A 20,305-nucleotide genomic window follows, 5' to 3' on the forward strand; every position below is an offset into this window, starting at 1 on the left:
TTATAATTCTTTTTGTACGCAGGTGATTTTTTCTTTGAGTGCTAATCTGATTTCACTTTGATCATTTAAGCTCTCTAATATCAAGGTATCAGTTGAATGTTTTTTGATCAGAAAGTTTTTATCGTAACGGCCAATGCGGTAACAGCCGGAAATTTTCTGTTTATAATTGGCATGTGTAAAGGTGGCACCTACATATAGCGTATCGCCCCTAACCGCATACACGCCTTTTGCATATTCTTTCCAGATTCCATTATGGTAACAAGAATCTTCATAAAAGTTTATTTTGCTGTGCGTGACCAGATCAATATAAATAGAATCGCAGGTTATTTTAAAATGATGCTGTGTATAATTGCTCCGCTTATGGCTAAAAGCGACGGTATCCTCATTCCATACCCCCTGCATAAATTCTTCACCTTTACCTTGAATATTGGGCCGCCTGGAACAGGAAGAATACAGCAAAATGGCGGTGAAAAACATCACATACAGAAATTTTAGTTTTTGATTGTTTTTTGGCATTGTGCTGATGAAAATGTAAAATAAGGTTTCTGATGCATTGCCGATGTTTTAAAATTTTTCGCGAAACAGCTTATTGGCATTTAGCATATTATTGATTAATAGAAAAAGCCCGGTTGCAAAAAAAAGCCCGCCTAAAAGACCAATACCTCCAAGTATAGAATAGTAAAAACTTACCTCTCCAACGGGCATTGCTCTATTTTGAGCTATATGTGGCATCCAAATATACATGCCACTTATCAATAAGGTAATTCCTGAACCCACACAAAGTAAAATGGCATCAACCCTTGCGATTTTAATCATGTAAAGATAAGAGGCAATAAAAACCAAAAGTGGTGAAATTAATGGTACCAAGGCAAATAAGAATGGCAAAACTGAATTATCCATGTTTTATTAATTAAGCTTTTATTTAATTCAGGCCTGATAGTTTTTGAAACCTACCAGGCCTGAATATGCTATTTTAAACTTCCAACCATATCTTCCGGACGAACCCATTCATCGAATTGCGCGTTGGTTAATAAGCCCAATTCTACAGCCGCAGCTTTTAGCGTTTTGTTTTCCTTGTGTGCCTTCTTAGCAATTTTTGCCGCATTCTCATACCCTACATGTGGATTTAAAGCAGTTACCAGCATCAGTGAGTTTTGCAAATGCTTTTCAATTTCTGGTAAATTCGCCGTAATGCCTTCCGCACATTTATCAGTAAAAGAAACACAGGCATCACCAATTAAACGGGCAGATTGCAATACGTTAGCTGCAATTAAAGGTTTGAAAACATTTAATTCGAAATGACCCAACATCCCGCCTACTGAAACGGCTACATCATTACCCATTACCTGGGCACAAACCATGGTTAAAGCTTCTGGTTGTGTTGGATTTACTTTCCCGGGCATAATAGAAGAACCGGGCTCATTATCAGGAATCACAATTTCACCAATTCCACAACGTGGACCAGAGCTTAACATCCGCACATCGTTTGCCACTTTCATTAAAGCAACTGCAGTACGTTTTAAAGCACCGGAAAGTTCAACCATTGCATCATGTGCTGCCAAAGCCTCAAACTTATTTGGTGCGGTAACAAAAGGCAAACCCGTTAATTCGGCAATTTTCTTCGCCACTAAAACATCGTAACCTTTAGGTGTATTTAAACCTGTACCAACAGCCGTACCACCTAAAGCCAACTCAGCCACCATCACAAGGGCATTTTTAATGGCGCGGATGCTGTTATCAATTTGCTGTACATAACCTGAAAATTCCTGCCCTAAAGTAAGCGGAGTTGCATCCATAAAATGGGTACGACCTGTTTTAACAATCGCGTTAAATTCTTCTACCTTTTTAGCCAGGGCATTTCTTAAATGTTCTAAGCCTGGAATGGTGTTTTCTACCGTAAGTTTATATGCTGCAATGTGCATTGCAGTAGGGTAAGTATCATTAGATGATTGTGATTTATTTACATCATCATTTGGGTGAAGTACTTTTTTATCATCGGCTAATGCACCACCATTGATGACATGTGCACGGTTTGCAATGACTTCATTGCCGTTCATATTACTCTGTGTACCAGAACCTGTTTGCCAGATCACCAATGGAAATTGATCGTCTAAATCGCCGGCAATAATTTCATCACAAGCTTTTGCAATTAATGTTGCTTTTTCAGCAGAAAGTACACCAAGTTCGGTGTTAGCTAAAGCAGCGGCCTTTTTTAAATAGCCAAAAGCATGAATAATTTCTTTAGGCATCGACCCTTCCGGTCCGATTTTAAAGTTATTGCGTGAGCGTTCGGTTTGTGCACCCCAGTATTTGTCTGCAGGCACCTGCACCTCGCCCATGGTATCGTGTTCTATTCTGAAACTCATGATAATTTTGATTTTTATTGTCGCAAATTTAAGTTTTTTGCCTATAAAGCAAGGTATTATCTTCGATATTTAAAATCTATGATTTGAGAGTTATTTGATTATATCTACAAAAACCAAAACGTAAATGGTCACTTGAAGATAGTTAAATCAGACTGTTAATACATTTTGCCCGGCTTACAATAAAGTAACCTTTTTGATAAAGTTAGGTCGTATTTTAGACGCAGTTTAGTCGGGTACAATTGTCATAAGTCCGACGAACCTCCGACTTAACCCCGTCGAAAGTCCCTCGCAACCGTTCCGATATTATTATACTGTCTTATTACTAAAATAAGTTTACAGTAAGCCTGATTCGGTTTCGCTTTACAGATTAAATACTGACCGTAACCATTCAAATACTAAGTTGATGGTTTCATTTACTATTTTGGCATTTTACAGCCCGGAATTTAAGCGGAGGTTTAGGGAAAATTAAAACTTAAATTATGAAAAAGATAATTTTCATACTGTTCAACTTAATTATTGTTGTTTCTAATGTGAAAGCGCAAAAAGGCATCAACTTTTCTGGCTCATACCCTGGCGGAGGCAAACTACTCATGTATGTTGATAGTTCAGCTAAAAACGTTTATTATGCAAATGTATTCCCCAATCAACCAAATACCTCATTTAATTATTTACCAGATGTCAATAATGTAAGTATTCAAATCAATTTTAGAAAAACTATTAATATAGGAGATTACAGGTACACCATAATAGTAGACCATAAGCCGGTCGCCGTAAACAAATCCATCAATAAAGCAACGTTGATTGACACTCATGCGGGTGGAGATGAAGAACTATTCAGCACCACAACACTGGGAACCTTCCCTGTAAATGGTAAAGTGATTACAATATTAGGATATAGCATTGAAACACCCCTTGATGTTGATAGATCCGTTTTTTATGGTAAGCCTCTTCCGAAAGCTAAAATCAAAACATTTGCAAAGCGTTTCAAAACTGACAAAGGCGTTGACTATAGTCACATAATCGACCCAAAAGGAGCGACAAAACTCACTTTTACTGAAAAAGATGATGAACTGACAATAGTGAAAGACAAGTCTGATATTGATTATATATATTACACCTCTATAAAAGACAAACAAACAAATAAAATAATTTTCGAATCAACTTCCTGGCAATATGGGAGTATTATCGACGAAACAAATCAGTATTCACCTTATTTAAAATTTGATAAAAGCATTTTCAAAAAATCGGGAGACTATGAAATTATAATTCAGCCCATGATTAAATGGACTAATTGCCGTAATTGTGATATTTCGCCAAAAGAAATAGAAAAATATACAGCCAGATATATGCTTGCTGTAACTTTAGATGAACCAAGAATGTTCTCAGGGAGAACGATGTTAATTTTTGGAATTATTACTCCATTACTGCTTGCTGCTATTTTTGTGGCAACACTTATCTACATCAAAAGGAAGAATGCAAAAAAACTAGCACAACAATCCAGGCAAAAAGAAATCGCTCAACTTCAACTTAACTCTGTTCGTTCACAATTAAACCCGCATTTTTTATTTAACGCACTCGCTGGCATCCAAAACCTGATGAACAAAAACGAAATCGATAATGCTAACCGTTACCTCAGTAAGTTTGCCCGACTAACCAGAAATGTATTAGATAGCAAAGAACTCTTCAGTTTAACAGAAGAAAAGACATTGCTGGATGATTACCTGCAAATGGAACAATTGCGTTTCGGCTTTGAATACCAGTTGAATACTACTAATGATTTAGATACTGAAAACATAGAAATACCTGCGATGCTTTTGCAGCCTTTTGTGGAAAACGCTGTTAAACATGGTATTGCTGAAAAAGGCCCTGAGGGTAAGATTATCTTGCGTTTCGAGAAGCAAGCATCAGATTTAATTTTAAGCATTAAAGACAACGGCAAAGGTTTCGATGCAGTTCAAACGTATAATGGTTTAGGCTTGGCGTTGAGTAAAAACCGGATATCTTTACTGAATACGATTTATAAAAATACGCCTTTCGTTCTGGATATTCGGTCAGGAATGGAAGGAACAATAGTTACGATTACTTTAACACAATGGTTATAGAATGAGAGCAATTTTAGTAGATGATGAAATGGCAAATCTGGAAAACCTACAGGCTTTGCTGATGAAAAATTGCCCACAAGTTAAGGTTGTGTCCATTTCCAGCAACATTGATGATGCCTTTGAACAAATAAACCTGCACCGACCGGATTTACTTTTTCTTGATATTCAGATGGGAAAAAACACGGGCTTCGATTTGCTTAACAAGCTTATAGAAAAACCATTTGAGGTTATTTTCGTAACGGCCTACGACAATTACGGAATCCAGGCAGTAAAATTTGCTGCCCTGGATTACCTGCTAAAGCCAGTCGACCCTGACGAATTGGTAGCAGCTGTTATTAAAGCTGAAGCAAGAATTGCGAATAAGATTAATGGAGAACAACTCAATTTTCTACTTAATCAAATTAAACGAAGTGAGCAGAATATTCCTAAAATCGCATTGCCCCAACAGCACGAAATCCGTTATGTTTCAGTGGATGATATTGTACGTTGCGTTGCCGATAATACATACACTTTTTTCCATTTATCAAATGGTGAGCAGATCTTAATTTCCAAGCCGTTAAAAGAATATGCTGATTTGCTAAAACCGCAAGGATTTGTCAGGGCACACCAAAGTCATCTGGTAAATCCGAAGTTTGTTAAAAGCTGGTTAAAAGAAGATGGTGGACTATTGCTAATGAGCAACGGCGATAAAATCCCGGTATCAAAACCGAACAGGGAAATGGTTAAAGCTGTGTTGGGGAAGTAGGATTAAGCTGATGAATATTTCTTAATATTCTAAATTTTGTCGTCATTTCGACCGCAGCGGAGAAATCTTTAGAATAAACGCGATAGCAATGTTCAAAGATTTCTCCATTGCGCTTCGCTCCAGTCGAAATGACGACTACTGGGCGGTAAAACATAACCGTGGTTAATAAACCTTTTTGTACTTTTGCGGCTATGTCAGTTATTAAACCCTCATTAGCAAAAGGTACCCGCGATTTTTCACCGGTTGAAATGGTCAAACGCAACTTTATTTATGATACCATTAAAACGGTTTTCAGAAAATATGGTTACGCTGAAATTCAAACACCAAGCTTTGAAAACCTTTCTACCTTAACCGGCAAATATGGCGATGAAGGGGATAAACTGATTTTTAAAATTTTAAATAGCGGGGAATACCTCAAAGATCCTAAAAAGAAATCTTTCGACTTTGCAGAAGAGGAAAACAGCAATAAACTAATCCCATTAATCGCTGAAAAAGCCCTCCGCTACGACTTAACCGTTCCTTTCGCCCGTTACGTGGTGATGCACCAGCATGAAATTACGCTACCGTTCAAACGTTTTCAGGTGCAGCCGGTATGGCGTGCAGACAGGCCACAAAAAGGCCGGTACCGAGAGTTTTATCAATGTGATGTGGATGTGGTAGGCTCAGACAGCTTATTAAACGAAGCTGAATTTATCCTGATTTACAACGAAGCCTTAGCCAAATTAGGTCTGAAAGATTTCAGCATTAAAATAAATAATAGAAAAATTCTATCAGGCATTGCCGAGATTATAGGCAAACCTGATTTAATTATCGACATGACTGTAGCCATTGATAAGTTGGATAAAATTGGCCTGGATGGAGTGAGTAAAGAACTTTTAGAACGCGGCTTTACAGAAGATGACCTGGAGAAACTTCGTCCGGTGATTTTATTAGAGGGCAGCAACGAAGAAAAATTAGCAAGCCTGAAAGAAGTTCTTGCTACCTCAGAAACAGGCTTAAAAGGTGTTGCCGAAATTGAGCAGGTTTTCGAATATGTAGAAAGTTTAATTTCTTATGGTTTGCCTTTAACCGCAAAACTCGAATTAGATATCACCCTGGCCCGAGGCCTAAATTATTACACCGGTTGTATTTTCGAAGTCAAAACCAATGAGGTAGCCATGGGTAGTATTGGAGGAGGTGGCCGCTATGATGATTTAACCGGCATGTTTGGTTTGAAAGATTTAACTGGAGTGGGCGTTTCTTTCGGTGCAGATCGTATTTATGATGTTTTAGAAGAATTAAATCTTTTCCCGACATCAGCAGAAGTGGGTACTAAGGTTTTAATCAGCAACTTCGATGCCGAGGCAGAAAAATATGCTTTGCCTATTTTACAACAATTCAGAAGTGCAGGTGTTGCAGCGGAGCTTTACCCATCTTCAGCGAAATTAAAAAAGCAAATGGCTTATGCTGATGCGAAGAAAATCCCATATGTTATTTTAATCGGTGGCGATGAAATGGCCAGTGGTGAATTAACCTTGAAAGATATGCAAAGTGGCGAGCAGAAAAAACTGACGGTTTTAGGTATTCTGGATTTGCTGAAATAAGGTTTTCGATTTTAACCACAGCTTATACCAAGGGTTTCACAGGGGGAAAACAGAGCTTTTTAAAGCCTTGTTATCGCGCCTATCCGTAACAATAGCCTAAACTTCGTGTTCGTTGTGCCTTTTCTTGGTGTTCTCCGTGTTAAAACTAAACATCCAACTTTGCGTTTCTTCGCGCCTTTTATTTGTTAGCTTGGCGGTTAAACTTACCTCCCAACCCGCAACAACACCGGAAAACGCACTTCTTTATCTGCATCATTGCCCCAGGCTTCTTTTAACTCAATCATCACATACTCCAGCGGATTGCGTTCATTTGCCTTTTTATAATGCTGCAGTGATGACCAGGTATTTAAATATCCGATCAGCTGGTTAAAATTCCAGGTGGTTTTGATTTGAAAATGAGGTGCTGTAATTTCCTCAAAAGGGAAAGGAATCGTTTTATAACCCTCCTCGATATACCGGCGTTCACTATCCCAGTATTTACCTAAAATATCTTCATATAATTTATAAATGACCTGATCCACTTTTTTATCAATCAGCATCAAACCATAACCCATCACAGCAATCAAACCATTTGGTTTCAAGGTACGCTTCACTTCCGAATAAAAGGCTTCAAAATTGAACCAGTGAATAGCCTGGGCTACTGTGATTAAATCGAAACTTTGATCAGCAACATTTACCTGATCGGAAGATTCGACTTTATATAAAATATTTGGCAATTTAAGTGCCTGGCTCAATTGTTTCTCACTGATATCAGTAGCATAAACCTGCCGAAAGTGTTGTGCCAATATCCTCGCCACCTGACCGTTTCCAGTGGCACAATCCCATGCAGTATCCTTCTGCTCCACCAATTTAAAAAGGAAGTCGTATAATTCAACAGGGTAAGTAGGGCGGTAAATGGCATATTCTGCCGCTTGTGTAGAAAAGTTATCTTTCATATCTTAAAGATTGAATGCGTGAATGATTGGATAAATGAATGCGTGAATGATTGGGTGAATGAATGGGTGAATGTTGAATAGTTCGGATCTATCTATTTCAAATTAACTTATAAATCACACATAAATAAACAACAGATTAAGCTTTGTGTTTAAAATTCGAGGGCCGAATCTTCAATCCCATTTCATAACGTGCATAAAATGCATATAGAACATTAGTCTAATGAAAATAAAGATATGAACATCATTCAAAAACAGAGGCATAAAACAGGATTTATAATTGATTGTTTTTAATCGCACGGATTGAAATATCGCAACCCATAAACCGTGTTCCCTTATGAAATCTGTAGTTAAAAATCATTTTTTCATATATTTACCATTATGCAAAATCTAGCACCGTTAGCCGAAAGAATGCGTCCTCAAAACCTGGATGAATATGTAGGGCAGAAACATTTGGTAGGAGAAGGTGCCGTTTTACGCAAGGCAATAGAAAGCAGCCAATTGCCCTCCATGATTTTCTGGGGACCGCCCGGGGTTGGCAAAACAACTTTGGCATATATTATTTCACAGGCACTGGATCGCCCGTTTTTTAATTTGAGTGCCATTAATAGTGGCGTTAAAGATATTCGCGAGGTAATTGATAAAGCGGCCGCATTAAAAGATAGTTTTCTGGGTTTGCCCATTTTATTTATTGATGAAATTCATCGTTTCAGCAAATCGCAACAAGATAGTTTGCTTGGCGCAGTAGAGCGCGGCTTAGTAACCTTAATTGGTGCCACAACAGAAAACCCATCGTTTGAAGTGATTTCCGCTTTACTTTCACGCTGCCAGGTTTACATTTTAAAATCGCTAACCGAAGATGAACTGGCCGGTTTACTTCAAACAGCGATAAAAAAAGACCCGATTCTTGCCGAAAAGAAAATAACCATTAAAGAACACGAAGCACTCATTCGACTTTCAGGTGGCGATGCGCGCAAGCTTTTAAATGTGTTAGAAATTGCGATAAATGGTATTGGCGGAAATGAAATCTCCTTAACGAATGATAATGTTCTGGCTCATGCGCAACAAAACTTAGCACTTTATGATAAAGCCGGTGAGCAACATTATGATATCATTTCTGCATTTATCAAATCTATCCGTGGTAGCGACCCTAATGCGGCTGTTTACTGGCTGGCCCGCATGATTGAAGGCGGCGAAGACCCCCTGTTTATTGCCCGGAGATTATTGATTTTATCTTCAGAAGATATCGGCAATGCCAATCCAAATGCATTGCTTCTGGCCAATAATTGCTTCACTGCCGTAAATGTTATTGGTTATCCCGAAGCGCGGATTATTTTGTCGCAATGTGTAACCTACCTGGCCAGTTCACCCAAAAGCAATGCAGCTTACGAAGCAATCAACCATGCCCAGGCTTTAGTGAAGCAAACCGGAAACCTGCCTGTTCCGCTACATATCCGAAATGCACCAACCAAACTGATGAAAAATATCGGTTATGGAAAAGATTATAAATATTCGCATGGCTATGAAGGAAATTTTGAAGCACAGGAATATTTCCCTGATGAATTAAGCGGCACCAAACTTTATAATCCGGGTAAAAATCCTGCAGAAGAAAAGCTTCGTGAAAAACTCAAACAAAACTGGAAAGATAAATACAACTATTAGCTGTAACATTTTAACCAAAATAAATACTAAACAGAAGAACTAATACCTAAACTATATATGTTGAATACTTTTTTAAGCCATCAATGGAAATCCTTCTGGCGTTCGCGGAATCGGGGCAGCAGTATTGCCGGTCAAATCGTTCTGGGTTTTTTCATGCTTTATTTTCTGGTTCTCGCCCTTGGTGCAGGTTTTGGGATGCAGTATTTTTTGCCGAAAGCCTTCCCAAATCAAGATGTAATCAAAAGTTTTAACGGATTAATCCTCTATTATTTCGCCCTTGATTTCATTATGCGTTTGCAATTGCAGGAGTTGCCAACTTTAAGTATTATTCCTTATCTGCATCTTCGCATTTCCAGAAGCAAGATTATTAATTTTCTAAATGTTAAAGCACTTTTCTCGGCATTTAACCTGTGGCCTTTTTTTATATTCTGGCCATTTTGCTTTATGAAAATTGCACCAACCTACGGTGCTTTTGCAGCTTTAATGTATATCGTTACCATTCTCTCCTTATCTGTTTTTAACAATTATCTGGCACTTTACATCAAAAGAAAATCAATCAGCAATGTATTTTATACACTTGCCGGCCTGATAATTTTCGCTGCTTTTGCTGCACTTGAATATTATAAAGTGATTTCGGTAATGGCAGCCTCTGATTACCTTTTTAAAACCATTGCTTCAAAACCATATATCGGCTTCGTTTTCACACTTGCAGCAATCGTTATCTTCTATCTGAATTCCACTTTCCTTCGTAAAAACCTATATACGGAAGAACTTGGCAGCAAGCAGGAGAAAAAAGCAAGTACAGATTATGCTTTCTTAAATCGTTTTGGCAAAGTAGGTGAATTAGCTGCTTTAGAACTGAAATTAATTCTTCGTCATAAAAGACCTCGTTCTTCCGTGATTATGGGTTTTTTCTTTCTGTTCTATGGATTTATTTTCTACAAAGAAAAAGCCATAAATGCAGATGCTTTCGGACAAATGATGTTCGGTGCCATTTTCATGACCGGAATTTCCATCATTATTTACGGACAGTTTATGTTTGCATGGCAAAGTGCTCACTTTGATGGAATCCTGGCCAATAAAATCAACTTTAAAGATTACATCAAGGCCAAGTTTTTACTTTTTACTATCGGCTGTACCGTGATTACTTTGCTTGCCAGTTTTTATGGATTTTTAAGCCCCAAACTCTTATTGCTTCATTTAGCAGCTTACCTTTATAATATAGGCTTCGGTACAGTGGTGGTACTTTATCTTGCCACCTTAAATTACAAGCGCTTAGACATTACCAAAGCAGCAAGCTTTAATTACCAGGGGACAGGCGCAACGCAATGGCTTTTAATGTTTCCTTATGCATTAACGCCAATTTTAATATATGTACCCTTCGGAATACTTGACAAGCCTTACTGGGGTTTAATAGCCGTTTCAATTTTCGGCCTGGTTATGCTGCTCATGCGTGGTTTCTGGGTAAACTATATTACAAAAAGACTTGAATTACAACGTTATAAAATAGCCGAAGGCTTTAGAGAATAATATGATTTTAGAAGTTAAAAATTTACAAAAAGTTTATGGCGATAAAATCGTTGTAAACATCGAAGATTTACATATCGGAGCTGGCGAAACCGTAGGTTTAGTAGGTAATAACGGAGCAGGAAAAACCACGTTCTTCCGTATGCTTTTAGATTTAATTCGCCCGACCCGAGGCGAAGTTTTATCGAAAGGCGAAAACGTCATGCAGCATGATAACTGGAAAAATTATACTGCTTCATTTCTTGATGAGGGGTTTTTAATTGATTATCTGACTCCTGAAGAATATTTTATTTTTATAGGAAGCCTTCACGACCTAGGTGCTGCAGATGTTTCGGCCTACCTTACTCAGTATGGAGAATTTTTTAATGGCGAGATTTTAAACAGCGGCAAATATATCCGTGATTTTAGTAAGGGCAACCAGGTTAAAGTTGGAATTGCAGCTGCATTAATGCAAAAACCCGAAATCCTGATTTTAGATGAGCCTTTCGCCAATCTTGATCCGACCACTCAGATCAGGCTAAAAAATTTATTAAAAACACAAGCCGGCAGTATGACTACTTTTATTTCCAGTCATGATTTAAATCACGTAACCGATGTTTGCAACCGAATTATTTTAGTAGAGAAGGGCCAGGTCATTAAAGACTTTAAAACAGATGAAAATACATTAAAAGAACTGGAGAGTTATTTCTCTGCTTAATCTTGTACTAAGAATGATACATTATAAATGAATGACAATTTGATTGGGCATACTAAATCATAACATGTTATTCTTTTTAACCTTTAAATGTGTAAAACTCACGAAATTTTATTTAAATGATTTTTTGGCATCGTGTTTGAATATCAATATTCAGAATTTAAATATAAATAATCATGAGTATCTCAAAAGTAAGAATAGCAACATTAAGCATAGGATTAGCAGTAGGATCAATCGCATTTCAAAGTTGTGATAGTTTAACCAAAACACAAAAAGGTGCTGGTATTGGTGCAGCAGCAGGCGGTGTTGTGGGTGCGTTAATTGGAAAGAAAGCAGGTAATACCGCTGTAGGTGCATTAATTGGTGGTGCTATTGGTGGTACTGCAGGTGCATTTATTGGTCGCAGAATGGACAGACAAGCGGCTGAAATTCAAAAAGCAATACCGAATGCAGAGGTTATCCGTGAAGGTGAAGGTATTATTGTAAAATTTGACAGTGGTATTTTATTTGATTTTGATAAAACAGCATTAAAAGACGCTGCTAAAACGAACGTTCAGAGTTTAGCTGCATCATTAAATCAATACCCTGATACTGATATTAAAATCATCGGACATACAGATAGCAAAGGTACTGAAACTTACAATCAGGGATTATCAGAAAGAAGAGCTGCAGCAGTTAAAGCTTATGCCGTTTCTCAGGGTGTTCCATCTTCAAGACTGGTAACTATTGGTAAAGGTTTTTCTGAGCCAATTGCTGACAATGAAACAGAAGCCGGCCGTGCAGCAAATCGTCGTGTGGAGATTGTAATCGTTGCAAATGATTCATTAAAACAAACCGCTCAAAAACAAGGATAATAAGCAATTACCCTCTACCTATGAGGTCTTCATATATCCACCCCGATGCCAAAAAGCATCGGGGTTTTTTATTTCCCTTAATCTGGGTTTTCCAACTGATCATATTCACCTTTCCAGGCATAAAAGCCAAAAACCACCAAACCTAAACAAATCGGAAAAAAGATAAACAGAATGATCCCCCATTGCAAAATGGTATTCATTCTTTCTATATCACTATGTGCCAATCCAACTTTATCAATGGCCTGCAAAAACAGGAATGCCATGGCCAACGGGCCTAAAGCTATCCATATGATTCCTAATAATTTCTTTAACCTGTTCATATTAATCGTTTATGCTTTCATCCTTCTTATTAGATAAATAAACTGTTCCTATAATTAAACTCAGCGTGGCAATTCCGATAGGATACCACAAACCGGAGAGCGGTGTGGAGCCAGAAAAACTGGCTATTAAAGTGGCAATAAATGGCACTAAACCTCCAAATACGCCATTACCAATGTGGTATGGGAGCGACATGGAAGTGTACCTGATTTTGGTTGGAAAGAGTTCAACCAGAAATGCGGCAATAGGGCCATACACCATCGTAACCAGTAAAATCTGAAAGAAAATAAGTCCGACAAACTTCCAGAAGATGGATGTTGGTAAAATTTTATCTTTAATGATTTCTTTTCCTGTAAGAATTCCTGAAGTCTTTGAAATTGTATCTGCCTGAACACGGTTAAAAGATGCACCATTAGAGAGTAAAACTTTAGTGGTAGCCGTATAAAGACTATCAGGTGTTCCGTCAATTAACTCACGTTTAACCGAAGGCTTGCTGTAGTTTGCCAAACTTAAATCCATTTTGGAAGTATCCGTATCATCTAAAAAGGTTTGATAAATAGGGCGGTAAAAAATAATCCCAAGCAGCATTCCGCCCAGCATAATCCACTTCCGACCCACCCGGTCGCTCCAGGCACCAAAAATTACAAAAAAGGGTGTGGCAAAGGCAATGCCCCATAGCAAAATATATCTTGAATCATTAAAATCAAGCTTGCAGGTATTTTCCAGAAAAGATTGAGCATAAAACTGCCCCGTGTACCAGATCACTCCCTGCCCCATAGTTGCTCCAAATAAAGCCAGTAAGACCATTTTAAAGTTGGCTTTGTTATTAAAACTTTCTTTCAGTGGGTTCTTAGATACATTTCCTTCTGCTTTTAATTTAGAAAACATGGGCGATTCATGCATTTTCATCCGGATATAGATGGATACCACTACCAGTAAAATCGATAATAAAAAAGGAATCCGCCAGCCCCAATCGGCAAAAGTATCAGCCCCTAAAACATTTTTGGTCATTACGATAATGCCCAAAGAAAGAAATAAGCCCAATGTTGCAGTGGTTTGAATCCAGCTGGTGAAGAATCCCCGCTTATTTTTCGGGGCATGTTCAGCCACGTACGTTGCCGCACCACCGTATTCCCCGCCAAGTGCCAACCCCTGGATTAACCTCAACACCAATACTAAAACCGGAGCAGCATAACCAATGCTTTTATAAGAAGGTACTAAACCAATTAGAAAGGTTGAGCCCCCCATGAGGACCAATGTCAGTAGAAAAGTATATTTCCTGCCTATTAAATCACCCAGCCGCCCAAAAACCAAAGCACCAAACGGACGGACAATAAAACCCGCAGCAAAAATAGCAAGCGTATTGATCAGTGCTGAAGCACCGGCATCTTTTGGAAAAAGCTGATCGCCAATAATGACAGCTAAACTGCCGAAAATATAAAAATCATACCATTCAATCAATGTGCCCAGTGAAGAGGCACCTATCACTTTAAAAATACTATTCTTAGGTAATGCTTCGCTCATAAACAGAATATTTGGTTTCCGAATATAAACATTTGAGTGGTAAAAAGATTAGTGATGATTTAAATTAGAATAGTAAAGCATTTTGGCCATAGTTTTGTACTTTCATACCGAAAATCATATATATGCTTTTAATACAAAATATCAGACTCAGTAGAATTTTAAGAAATACATGGCAGGTTGACCTCATTATGATTGCCTCCTGCACTGCGGCTTATCTCATTCGTGAATATTTAATTGCGCATCATTTTGAAATTCCTTCCATTATTCCTACCGTTTTAGGTACGGCAATTGCTTTTTTTATCGGCTTTAATAATAACCAGGCTTATGACAGGTGGTGGGAAGCCAGAAAAATATGGGGTGCCATCGTAAATGATTCCCGCTCCTATGCAAGGGCCTTGATTAATTATGTAGATGATGATGAAGCAAGTACCAAAAGAATTATTTTCAGGCATATTGCTTTTCTTTATGCGCTTAAAGCGAGCTTACGTAGTACTGTAGATGAAATTTACATTAAATATTTACCTCCTGAAGAACTGATTGAAGTTCGCAAACATTCAAATGTGCACAATGCAATACTAAATATCCAGTCGAGAGAATTACAAAAACTGTCTAAAGAAAATAAAATTGACGGCTTCAGGTTTATTGAGATCAATGAAATGCTGGTTCGATTTTCAGATTCAATGGGCATGAGTGAGCGGATTAAAAACACTATTTTCCCTACCACCTACACTTATTTGACTAAAGTGTTTATCTGGCTTTTCGTGGTTACCTTTACACTGGTAATTAGCCAGTCTGCCGGGCCAGCTTCTATCTTTTTAGGCTGGTTAATTGGTTTTGTTTTCGTTTCTACTCAGATTAATGGAATGAGCCTGGTAGATCCTTTTGAAAATAATTCTGCAGGAATTCCATTGAATCAAATCACCAGAACAATTGAAATTAATCTGCTGCAAATGCTGGAAGAAACTGATATTCCAGACCCTATAAAACCAATTAATGAAGAATATGTGCTGTAAGATTTATTCTTAAAAAGATATAGACTTTAAACTAAAGTTGAGAAGTTCAATGGTGATTTCACTATTTCTTTGGCATATTTCTGAGTTCAACCGGTTTCTTCGTATTCTTTTTCATCTTGAGGTTAAGCATTTCCACTAGGACTGAAAAGGCCATTGCAAAATACACATAACCCTTAGGAATATGCTGATCAAGTCCTTCTGCAAGAAGCGAAACCCCAATTAAAAGTAAGAAAGAAAGAGCAAGCATTTTAACTGTTGGATGGTTATTCACAAACTCACTGATTTTACCGGCAGAAAACATCATGATAATTACGGCGATGACTACGGCTGCAATCATAATTTCAATATGTTCTGCCATCCCCACTGCAGTGATTACAGAATCTAATGAAAAAACAATATCTAAGACGAGGATCTGAACAATGGTTGCCCAGAACGAATGTACTTTTGTTTTCCCTTCCTCGTCTTCTTCACCTTCCAGTTTGTGATGAATTTCGTGCGTACTTTTATAAATCAGGAACAATCCGCCAATAATTAAAATCAAATCACGGCCTGAAATGGCCAGCTTTTCATACCATTCCCCACCATCAATACCAACCCAGCTTCCGATATTAAACAAAGGAGAAGTAAGCGTCATGATCCAGCTAAGCGACAGGAGCAACATTACCCTCGTAATCATGGCCAGACCTAAGCCAAGCTGACGGGCTTTTTTCTGCTGGTTTTGAGGTAACTTGCCTGAAAGGATGGAAATAAAGACGATGTTATCAATGCCCAGAACAATTTCCAGAAGAGTTAAGGTTAAAAGTGAGATCCAGGCTTCCGGAGTACTTAAGAAATCCATATGTTATTTTATCTGATAAGGCGAAGATAAATAAATCAACCACCTTTTATGGAACAGATGATGTGATATTTTAGTTTTGATCTGCCTGACGAAGATTTTTGATCTCTGCTTAGTCGCTAATTTTATTCTTTAGAATTATTTTAGCTTCTTGCTCAAAAAATCTATTGCTTTTTTCAGCGCAGGATCATTGTTATTGATTAAATCTTCCACCTTTGGTACAACCTCAATATCAGGTTTAACGCCATAGCCCACAAATTCGCGTCCGTCAGGATAGGTGTCTTTTTTGGTACATACCCTCACCACTGCCCCACCTGGAAGATCGAAAAGAAAAGGCTGCCCTGTACTACCACAAGAATTCTGACCAATTTTAGTCATGTGTTTCTGGTTATCCGCATAAATCAGAAAATCTTCAGCCGCTGATGCGGTATTGTGCCCAATCAATAGCACGGTAGGAACAACTATTCGTTTTGCCGAAAGGTCATTTTTAAGCGGATAATAATCAAAATTATAAAAATAATTATCCTGATAGGTGAGTAGCGCTTTTGCATTCCATGAATTATTCACCGTATCTTTAGCCGTTGTGTATTTACCCCAGGCTTTAAAAGCAGAATTTAATTGCCTGGTAGAATATCGTGAGCCATATAACAAACTATCATTGGTCAGGTATTTCAGGATATAGCTTCCAATACCTGTGGTTCCGCCCCCATTGCTTCTTAAATCTAAAACCAGGGCTTTTGCCTTGTAAAGTTCTGGCAGTTTAGCCACAAACATAGAATCGATTTTCTCATCGGTAAAAGAGTTTAACGCTATGTAGGCAATTCCTTTGGTTTCCCATTTAAAACTAAGCAATTTCCCTTCTGAAGGAAAAGCTGGAAAAACTTCGGTTTCCGTAGTTTGTTGATGCGTTAGGGTAAATGACAATACCTTTCCTTTCGGAGTTTTAATTTTAATTTTAAACTGCGTACCATCCAGCCCCTGCAATAAGGTGCTTATACTGATATCCTGAAGTCCATAATCCGTTGATGAGGAAATATACGGGGTAATATTTTCAGAAATATATGCAGCCGTAGGCTTGCCGTTTACTTCAATGACCTCACTCCCTATCGGAATCTCCTCTTTCTTACTGAGGTTAACACGGGTAACAATTGCTTTATCAGCCACATTTTCTATGAACAGCCTGTAATCACCAAACTTCGTATTTAAAGGTTCGAAATCACGTCCGGCAGGCATATAAAGATCAGTATGTCCATCTTTCAGCATGGCCAAAAAACGTTGTAGCTCACGATAATATTCGTAATCGCTTTTGGTTTCAGGAATGGTATTGATTAATACTTTATAAGTACTATCCCATTTAATGCGGTCAACTTTATTGAGGTAAACAAAGTTATAATTTACCTCTTGCAACAATTTCGATAACCCATAAATTTTATCAGCTTTACTAAGTTTATTTGATTGTGCAAAACTCAGCAAGGGCATAAGCATTAAAAGGAAAAATTTTTTCATGAAATTAAAAAGTAAACAGCTATTGAAAATTATGCTTAATTTATCTCCTTTAATTTACCAAACTAGTTATTATTAAAACAATAAGCCTTCCCAAATGCGGAAAGGCCTGTTTAGCTCATCTAGCCTGTAAATTCTTATTTAAAAGTAACCGAACCGTAGCTGGTTTTAATATTTACATTTCCAGTGCTACCATTCCCGATTTTACCGGAATACCGCTTATCCTCATCATCTTTGCTGGTTAATGAAGCGGATACATTTGATCCGAATTTAAAGCCGGCATAAGAAGTAGACACATTAAAGTTCCCGTTATATCGCTCTGCAAACCCCAAACCAACGCCAACATATTCACCGGCAAAGGTAAAGCTTTTGCAGGCAGGCGTAATTTCATTCACATTTAAGCGGTTATAATCCATTTTAATATTGGCATCACCGTTAACCGAACCCAAAGTGACATTTGAATATTCAGCATCCACTGCAATTTTACCTGCTGATGCGATGGTCAGGTCTGCATATGCTTGTTTAGCTACCATATTTCCCCTGATGGTATTAATGTTCACCTTGGCGTATTCTGTATTTAACAATAAATTCCCCCCAATGGTACCCACGTTTAAGCCTTTACCATATTGAATGCTCAAATCAGCAGACCTGCGGATGGTATTGATATTAACGCCGACATACTCTGCATCCAATTCTAAAGTCCCTGCGCTGCCAATATTCACGGGGCCATTATAACTGTGCTTAACTACACCCGCATTTAATTCCCGGATATCGCATTTACCATATTGTACATTAATATAATTGTTGCTGTTGTTCAGGCTGCCCACAAGTAAATTACCATATTGCACTTTTAAAGAGGTTGGGCCAGTAAAGTTGCCTACTTCCACATTACCATACTGTTGAATAAGCTGAAGTGAATTTGCGGCAGGCATGTAAACCACATAGTTGATTTTAACTTCTCTGCGCCAGCTGGTGACACTATTTCTCGTTCCCCGGCCATAACGGCCATCTCTTTCACTCATATTGGTTTTAACTGCAACCATATCTCCATTTTTACTGGCATCAATGGTGACGGCATCAATCATTTTTTGCGCATCCCCATCAGAATTGCTGAAAGCCCTAATATCTACATCTACCTTAACCTCTTTTTTATCCCAGGTTTTAATGGTAATGGTACCGTATTGGTTATTCAGGTTTACTTTATCATTGATATCGACATTGAAACTTTTACTGAAAGATTTAAACTTTTCAGTATCCCCGCCCTGCTCATCCTGTTTTAAAGACACAGTAGCATTAACACTGGCGGGGGTGGAAACCTTATTTACCACATAGCTTTCAGTGGGTGACTGCATCACAACAGTTTCCTGTGCATCACTTTTAACGGCAAAGAGCGCCATCAAGGCTAATAATATTTTTATTTTCATGATGTTTATTATAAATAATGGCCTAAACCTGCCGGCGGACTAAAACCATCATATGTTATATTTAATAACAGGTATCAAATGAGCAATGCACCCATTTTATACTTGAATTTCGAATTGTCTTTTACCTAAATCTGATTTACTTTTTTATAGTCGTCTACCTGGTTAATGATCAGGAGTTGCTGTTTTAACAATTGCAATTGAATTTCGCGATTTTTAACCATGGCCTTCACTACAAACGTTTGATTAGGAGATGCGGGAAGTTCATTTTTTAACCGTTCATATTCTTCATCCAGTTTCTTTAAATCTGCCGTAAATTTTTTATATAACTCCGGATTTGCAGCAGCAAAAATAGCTAGACTATCTTTCTTCTCTACAATCAGGCCTGCAAACTGAACTTCTTTCTTTGCATAAACAGTATTTACATCAGCGATTTCTATTTCGCCGCTTTGCATCTTTCCTGCGTAGAACCAGCCTAAACTGAAAACAACTACTATTGCTGCTGCTACACTCATCCATAAGTATAGCTTTACCGGCTTTTTTTCTTTTTTCTGATCCAGTTTTTGTTCAATTTTTGCCCAAAGTGCCGGCGATGGTTCCATCATATCGAAAGATCTCCGGTTCTCTTTAACAAAGGTTTCTAATCTATTATTCATCTCTCATCCCTTTCAGTTCTAATATGCTTTTTAATTTCTTTTTTGCCCTCATGTATTGCGTGCGACTGGTATTTTCACTAATTTTTAAAATATGTGATATTTCTTCATGATCATAGCCTTCTAACAAGTATAGACTTAAAACCACCCTGTAACCATCTGGCAATTCAGTAATTGCTTTTCTAACCTCTTCAACTTGTAAACGGATATCATAATCGTCGAAACTGATTTCATCAGGCACTTCAGACACCTCATCAGTGCTCACAAATTCCATTTTACGTTTTCGCAGATAATTAATGGATTTATTAATCACGATCTGTTTCAGCCATAAACCAAATGTTGTTTCCTGTCTAAAATCAACAATCCTGGTAAAGGCATCCAAAAAGGATTCCTGTAAAACATCTTCAGCCTCTTCTTCGTAATTTAAAATCCGCAAGGCTACATTATACATCGCTTTCGCATACAGTTTGTATAAATCAAACTGTGCTGCACGGCTGCCCTGCATGCATGCTTTTACCAATTCCAGGTTTTTATCGATATATACCGTTTCCAAAATTTCGAAGATTCTGATGA

General features: G+C 37.9%; 19 protein-coding genes. 8 read left to right on the forward strand and 11 right to left on the reverse strand.

Features of this window, described 5'->3' with window-relative positions; all coding sequences use genetic code 11:
- From OQ267_RS01050 to fumC, 3 genes are all read right to left on the reverse strand, one after another.
- On the reverse strand, window positions 1-516 hold the full coding sequence (locus OQ267_RS01050; protein ID WP_265834583.1) for a fumarate hydratase: 516 nt from the start codon (window positions 514-516) through the stop codon (window positions 1-3).
- Between the two features lie 48 nt (window positions 517-564).
- On the reverse strand, window positions 565-900 hold the full coding sequence (locus OQ267_RS01055; RefSeq protein WP_265834584.1) for a hypothetical protein: 336 nt from the start codon (window positions 898-900) through the stop codon (window positions 565-567).
- Window positions 901-968: 68 nt separating this feature from the next.
- The gene (gene fumC / locus OQ267_RS01060) at window positions 969-2,366 is read right to left on the reverse strand and encodes a class II fumarate hydratase (protein WP_265834585.1); all 1,398 of its coding nucleotides are present in this window, start codon (window positions 2,364-2,366) and stop codon (window positions 969-971) included.
- Between the two features lie 479 nt (window positions 2,367-2,845).
- Here fumC and OQ267_RS01065 point away from each other — a divergent pair, with 479 nt between their 5' ends.
- From OQ267_RS01065 to hisS, 3 genes are all read left to right on the forward strand, one after another.
- Window positions 2,846-4,468: a sensor histidine kinase gene (locus OQ267_RS01065; protein ID WP_265834587.1), complete on the forward strand. Its 1,623-nt coding sequence runs from the start codon at window positions 2,846-2,848 to the stop codon at window positions 4,466-4,468.
- Between the two features lies 1 nt (window position 4,469).
- Window positions 4,470-5,213: a LytR/AlgR family response regulator transcription factor gene (locus tag OQ267_RS01070; RefSeq protein ID WP_265834588.1), complete on the forward strand. Its 744-nt coding sequence runs from the start codon at window positions 4,470-4,472 to the stop codon at window positions 5,211-5,213.
- Between the two features lie 191 nt (window positions 5,214-5,404).
- Window positions 5,405-6,796 carry a histidine--tRNA ligase gene (gene hisS, locus OQ267_RS01075; RefSeq protein ID WP_265834589.1) on the forward strand — a complete coding sequence of 464 codons (1,392 nt, stop codon included), beginning with the start codon at window positions 5,405-5,407 and terminating at the stop codon, window positions 6,794-6,796.
- A 203-nt stretch (window positions 6,797-6,999) separates the two neighbouring features.
- On the opposite strand, the gene OQ267_RS01080 is transcribed toward hisS, so the two are convergent.
- A complete protein-coding gene (locus OQ267_RS01080) occupies window positions 7,000-7,731 on the reverse strand; it encodes a class I SAM-dependent methyltransferase (RefSeq protein WP_265834590.1) in 732 nt (243 codons plus the stop codon).
- A 378-nt stretch (window positions 7,732-8,109) separates the two neighbouring features.
- On the opposite strand from OQ267_RS01080, the gene OQ267_RS01085 reads away from it, so the two are divergent.
- The 4 genes from OQ267_RS01085 (at window position 8,110) to OQ267_RS01100 (ending at window position 12,465) form a co-directional block, all read left to right on the forward strand.
- Window positions 8,110-9,390 (forward strand): replication-associated recombination protein A, encoded by a 1,281-nt coding sequence (locus OQ267_RS01085; protein WP_265834591.1) that lies wholly within the window; start codon window positions 8,110-8,112, stop codon window positions 9,388-9,390.
- A gap of 57 nt (window positions 9,391-9,447) precedes the next feature.
- The gene (locus tag OQ267_RS01090) at window positions 9,448-10,920 is read left to right on the forward strand and encodes a DUF5687 family protein (RefSeq protein ID WP_088299730.1); all 1,473 of its coding nucleotides are present in this window, start codon (window positions 9,448-9,450) and stop codon (window positions 10,918-10,920) included.
- Between the two features lies 1 nt (window position 10,921).
- Window positions 10,922-11,614 (forward strand): ABC transporter ATP-binding protein, encoded by a 693-nt coding sequence (locus tag OQ267_RS01095; protein ID WP_265834593.1) that lies wholly within the window; start codon window positions 10,922-10,924, stop codon window positions 11,612-11,614.
- 173 nt (window positions 11,615-11,787) lie between these two features.
- Window positions 11,788-12,465, forward strand: a complete 678-nt coding sequence (locus OQ267_RS01100) for an OmpA family protein (RefSeq protein ID WP_172406424.1) — start codon at window positions 11,788-11,790, stop codon at window positions 12,463-12,465.
- 77 nt (window positions 12,466-12,542) lie between these two features.
- Here OQ267_RS01100 and OQ267_RS01105 read toward each other — a convergent pair whose 3' ends face one another.
- Window positions 12,543-12,785 carry a DUF6814 family protein gene (locus tag OQ267_RS01105; RefSeq protein WP_265834594.1) on the reverse strand — a complete coding sequence of 81 codons (243 nt, stop codon included), beginning with the start codon at window positions 12,783-12,785 and terminating at the stop codon, window positions 12,543-12,545.
- A 1-nt stretch (window position 12,786) separates the two neighbouring features.
- A complete protein-coding gene (locus tag OQ267_RS01110; RefSeq protein WP_265819230.1) occupies window positions 12,787-14,307 on the reverse strand; it encodes an MFS transporter in 1,521 nt (506 codons plus the stop codon).
- Window positions 14,308-14,429: 122 nt separating this feature from the next.
- Between OQ267_RS01110 and OQ267_RS01115 the strand changes: the two genes are divergently transcribed.
- Window positions 14,430-15,320, forward strand: a complete 891-nt coding sequence (locus OQ267_RS01115; protein WP_088299735.1) for a bestrophin family protein — start codon at window positions 14,430-14,432, stop codon at window positions 15,318-15,320.
- 61 nt (window positions 15,321-15,381) lie between these two features.
- On the opposite strand, the gene OQ267_RS01120 is transcribed toward OQ267_RS01115, so the two are convergent.
- The 5 genes from OQ267_RS01120 to OQ267_RS01140 all read right to left on the reverse strand — a co-directional run bounded on the left by OQ267_RS01120 (window position 15,382) and on the right by OQ267_RS01140 (window position 20,285).
- The gene (locus tag OQ267_RS01120; RefSeq protein WP_265819231.1) at window positions 15,382-16,158 is read right to left on the reverse strand and encodes a TerC family protein; all 777 of its coding nucleotides are present in this window, start codon (window positions 16,156-16,158) and stop codon (window positions 15,382-15,384) included.
- Between the two features lie 135 nt (window positions 16,159-16,293).
- A complete protein-coding gene (locus OQ267_RS01125; protein WP_265834595.1) occupies window positions 16,294-17,661 on the reverse strand; it encodes a S41 family peptidase in 1,368 nt (455 codons plus the stop codon).
- 134 nt (window positions 17,662-17,795) lie between these two features.
- Complete coding sequence (locus tag OQ267_RS01130) at window positions 17,796-19,082, reverse strand: hypothetical protein (RefSeq protein WP_265834596.1); 1,287 nt, start codon at window positions 19,080-19,082, stop codon at window positions 17,796-17,798.
- 125 nt (window positions 19,083-19,207) lie between these two features.
- Window positions 19,208-19,735: a hypothetical protein gene (locus tag OQ267_RS01135; protein WP_265834597.1), complete on the reverse strand. Its 528-nt coding sequence runs from the start codon at window positions 19,733-19,735 to the stop codon at window positions 19,208-19,210.
- Window positions 19,728-20,285, reverse strand: a complete 558-nt coding sequence (locus OQ267_RS01140; RefSeq protein ID WP_172406425.1) for an RNA polymerase sigma factor — start codon at window positions 20,283-20,285, stop codon at window positions 19,728-19,730. Before OQ267_RS01140 ends, OQ267_RS01135 begins: the two co-directional genes overlap by 8 nt.
- Window positions 20,286-20,305: the final 20 nt, after the last annotated feature.

The sequence above is a fragment of the Pedobacter sp. MR22-3 genome (assembly GCF_026240075.1).
Classification (GTDB): Bacteria; Bacteroidota; Bacteroidia; order Sphingobacteriales; family Sphingobacteriaceae; genus Pedobacter.

Coding starts and splice junctions, on each gene's coding strand:
- OQ267_RS01130 (WP_265834596.1), bottom strand. CDS start 19,082: ATGAAAATAAAAATATTATTAGCCTTGATGGCGCTCTTTGCCGTTAAA.
- OQ267_RS01115 (WP_088299735.1), top strand. CDS start 14,430: ATGCTTTTAATACAAAATATCAGACTCAGTAGAATTTTAAGAAATACA.
- OQ267_RS01080 (WP_265834590.1), bottom strand. CDS start 7,731: ATGAAAGATAACTTTTCTACACAAGCGGCAGAATATGCCATTTACCGC.
- OQ267_RS01070 (WP_265834588.1), top strand. CDS start 4,470: ATGAGAGCAATTTTAGTAGATGATGAAATGGCAAATCTGGAAAACCTA.
- OQ267_RS01090 (WP_088299730.1), top strand. CDS start 9,448: ATGTTGAATACTTTTTTAAGCCATCAATGGAAATCCTTCTGGCGTTCG.
- OQ267_RS01120 (WP_265819231.1), bottom strand. CDS start 16,158: ATGGATTTCTTAAGTACTCCGGAAGCCTGGATCTCACTTTTAACCTTA.
- OQ267_RS01065 (WP_265834587.1), top strand. CDS start 2,846: ATGAAAAAGATAATTTTCATACTGTTCAACTTAATTATTGTTGTTTCT.
- OQ267_RS01125 (WP_265834595.1), bottom strand. CDS start 17,661: ATGAAAAAATTTTTCCTTTTAATGCTTATGCCCTTGCTGAGTTTTGCA.
- OQ267_RS01050 (WP_265834583.1), bottom strand. CDS start 516: ATGCCAAAAAACAATCAAAAACTAAAATTTCTGTATGTGATGTTTTTC.
- OQ267_RS01110 (WP_265819230.1), bottom strand. CDS start 14,307: ATGAGCGAAGCATTACCTAAGAATAGTATTTTTAAAGTGATAGGTGCC.
- fumC (WP_265834585.1), bottom strand. CDS start 2,366: ATGAGTTTCAGAATAGAACACGATACCATGGGCGAGGTGCAGGTGCCT.
- OQ267_RS01135 (WP_265834597.1), bottom strand. CDS start 19,735: ATGAATAATAGATTAGAAACCTTTGTTAAAGAGAACCGGAGATCTTTC.
- hisS (WP_265834589.1), top strand. CDS start 5,405: ATGTCAGTTATTAAACCCTCATTAGCAAAAGGTACCCGCGATTTTTCA.
- OQ267_RS01095 (WP_265834593.1), top strand. CDS start 10,922: ATGATTTTAGAAGTTAAAAATTTACAAAAAGTTTATGGCGATAAAATC.
- OQ267_RS01105 (WP_265834594.1), bottom strand. CDS start 12,785: ATGAACAGGTTAAAGAAATTATTAGGAATCATATGGATAGCTTTAGGC.
- OQ267_RS01055 (WP_265834584.1), bottom strand. CDS start 900: ATGGATAATTCAGTTTTGCCATTCTTATTTGCCTTGGTACCATTAATT.
- OQ267_RS01085 (WP_265834591.1), top strand. CDS start 8,110: ATGCAAAATCTAGCACCGTTAGCCGAAAGAATGCGTCCTCAAAACCTG.
- OQ267_RS01100 (WP_172406424.1), top strand. CDS start 11,788: ATGAGTATCTCAAAAGTAAGAATAGCAACATTAAGCATAGGATTAGCA.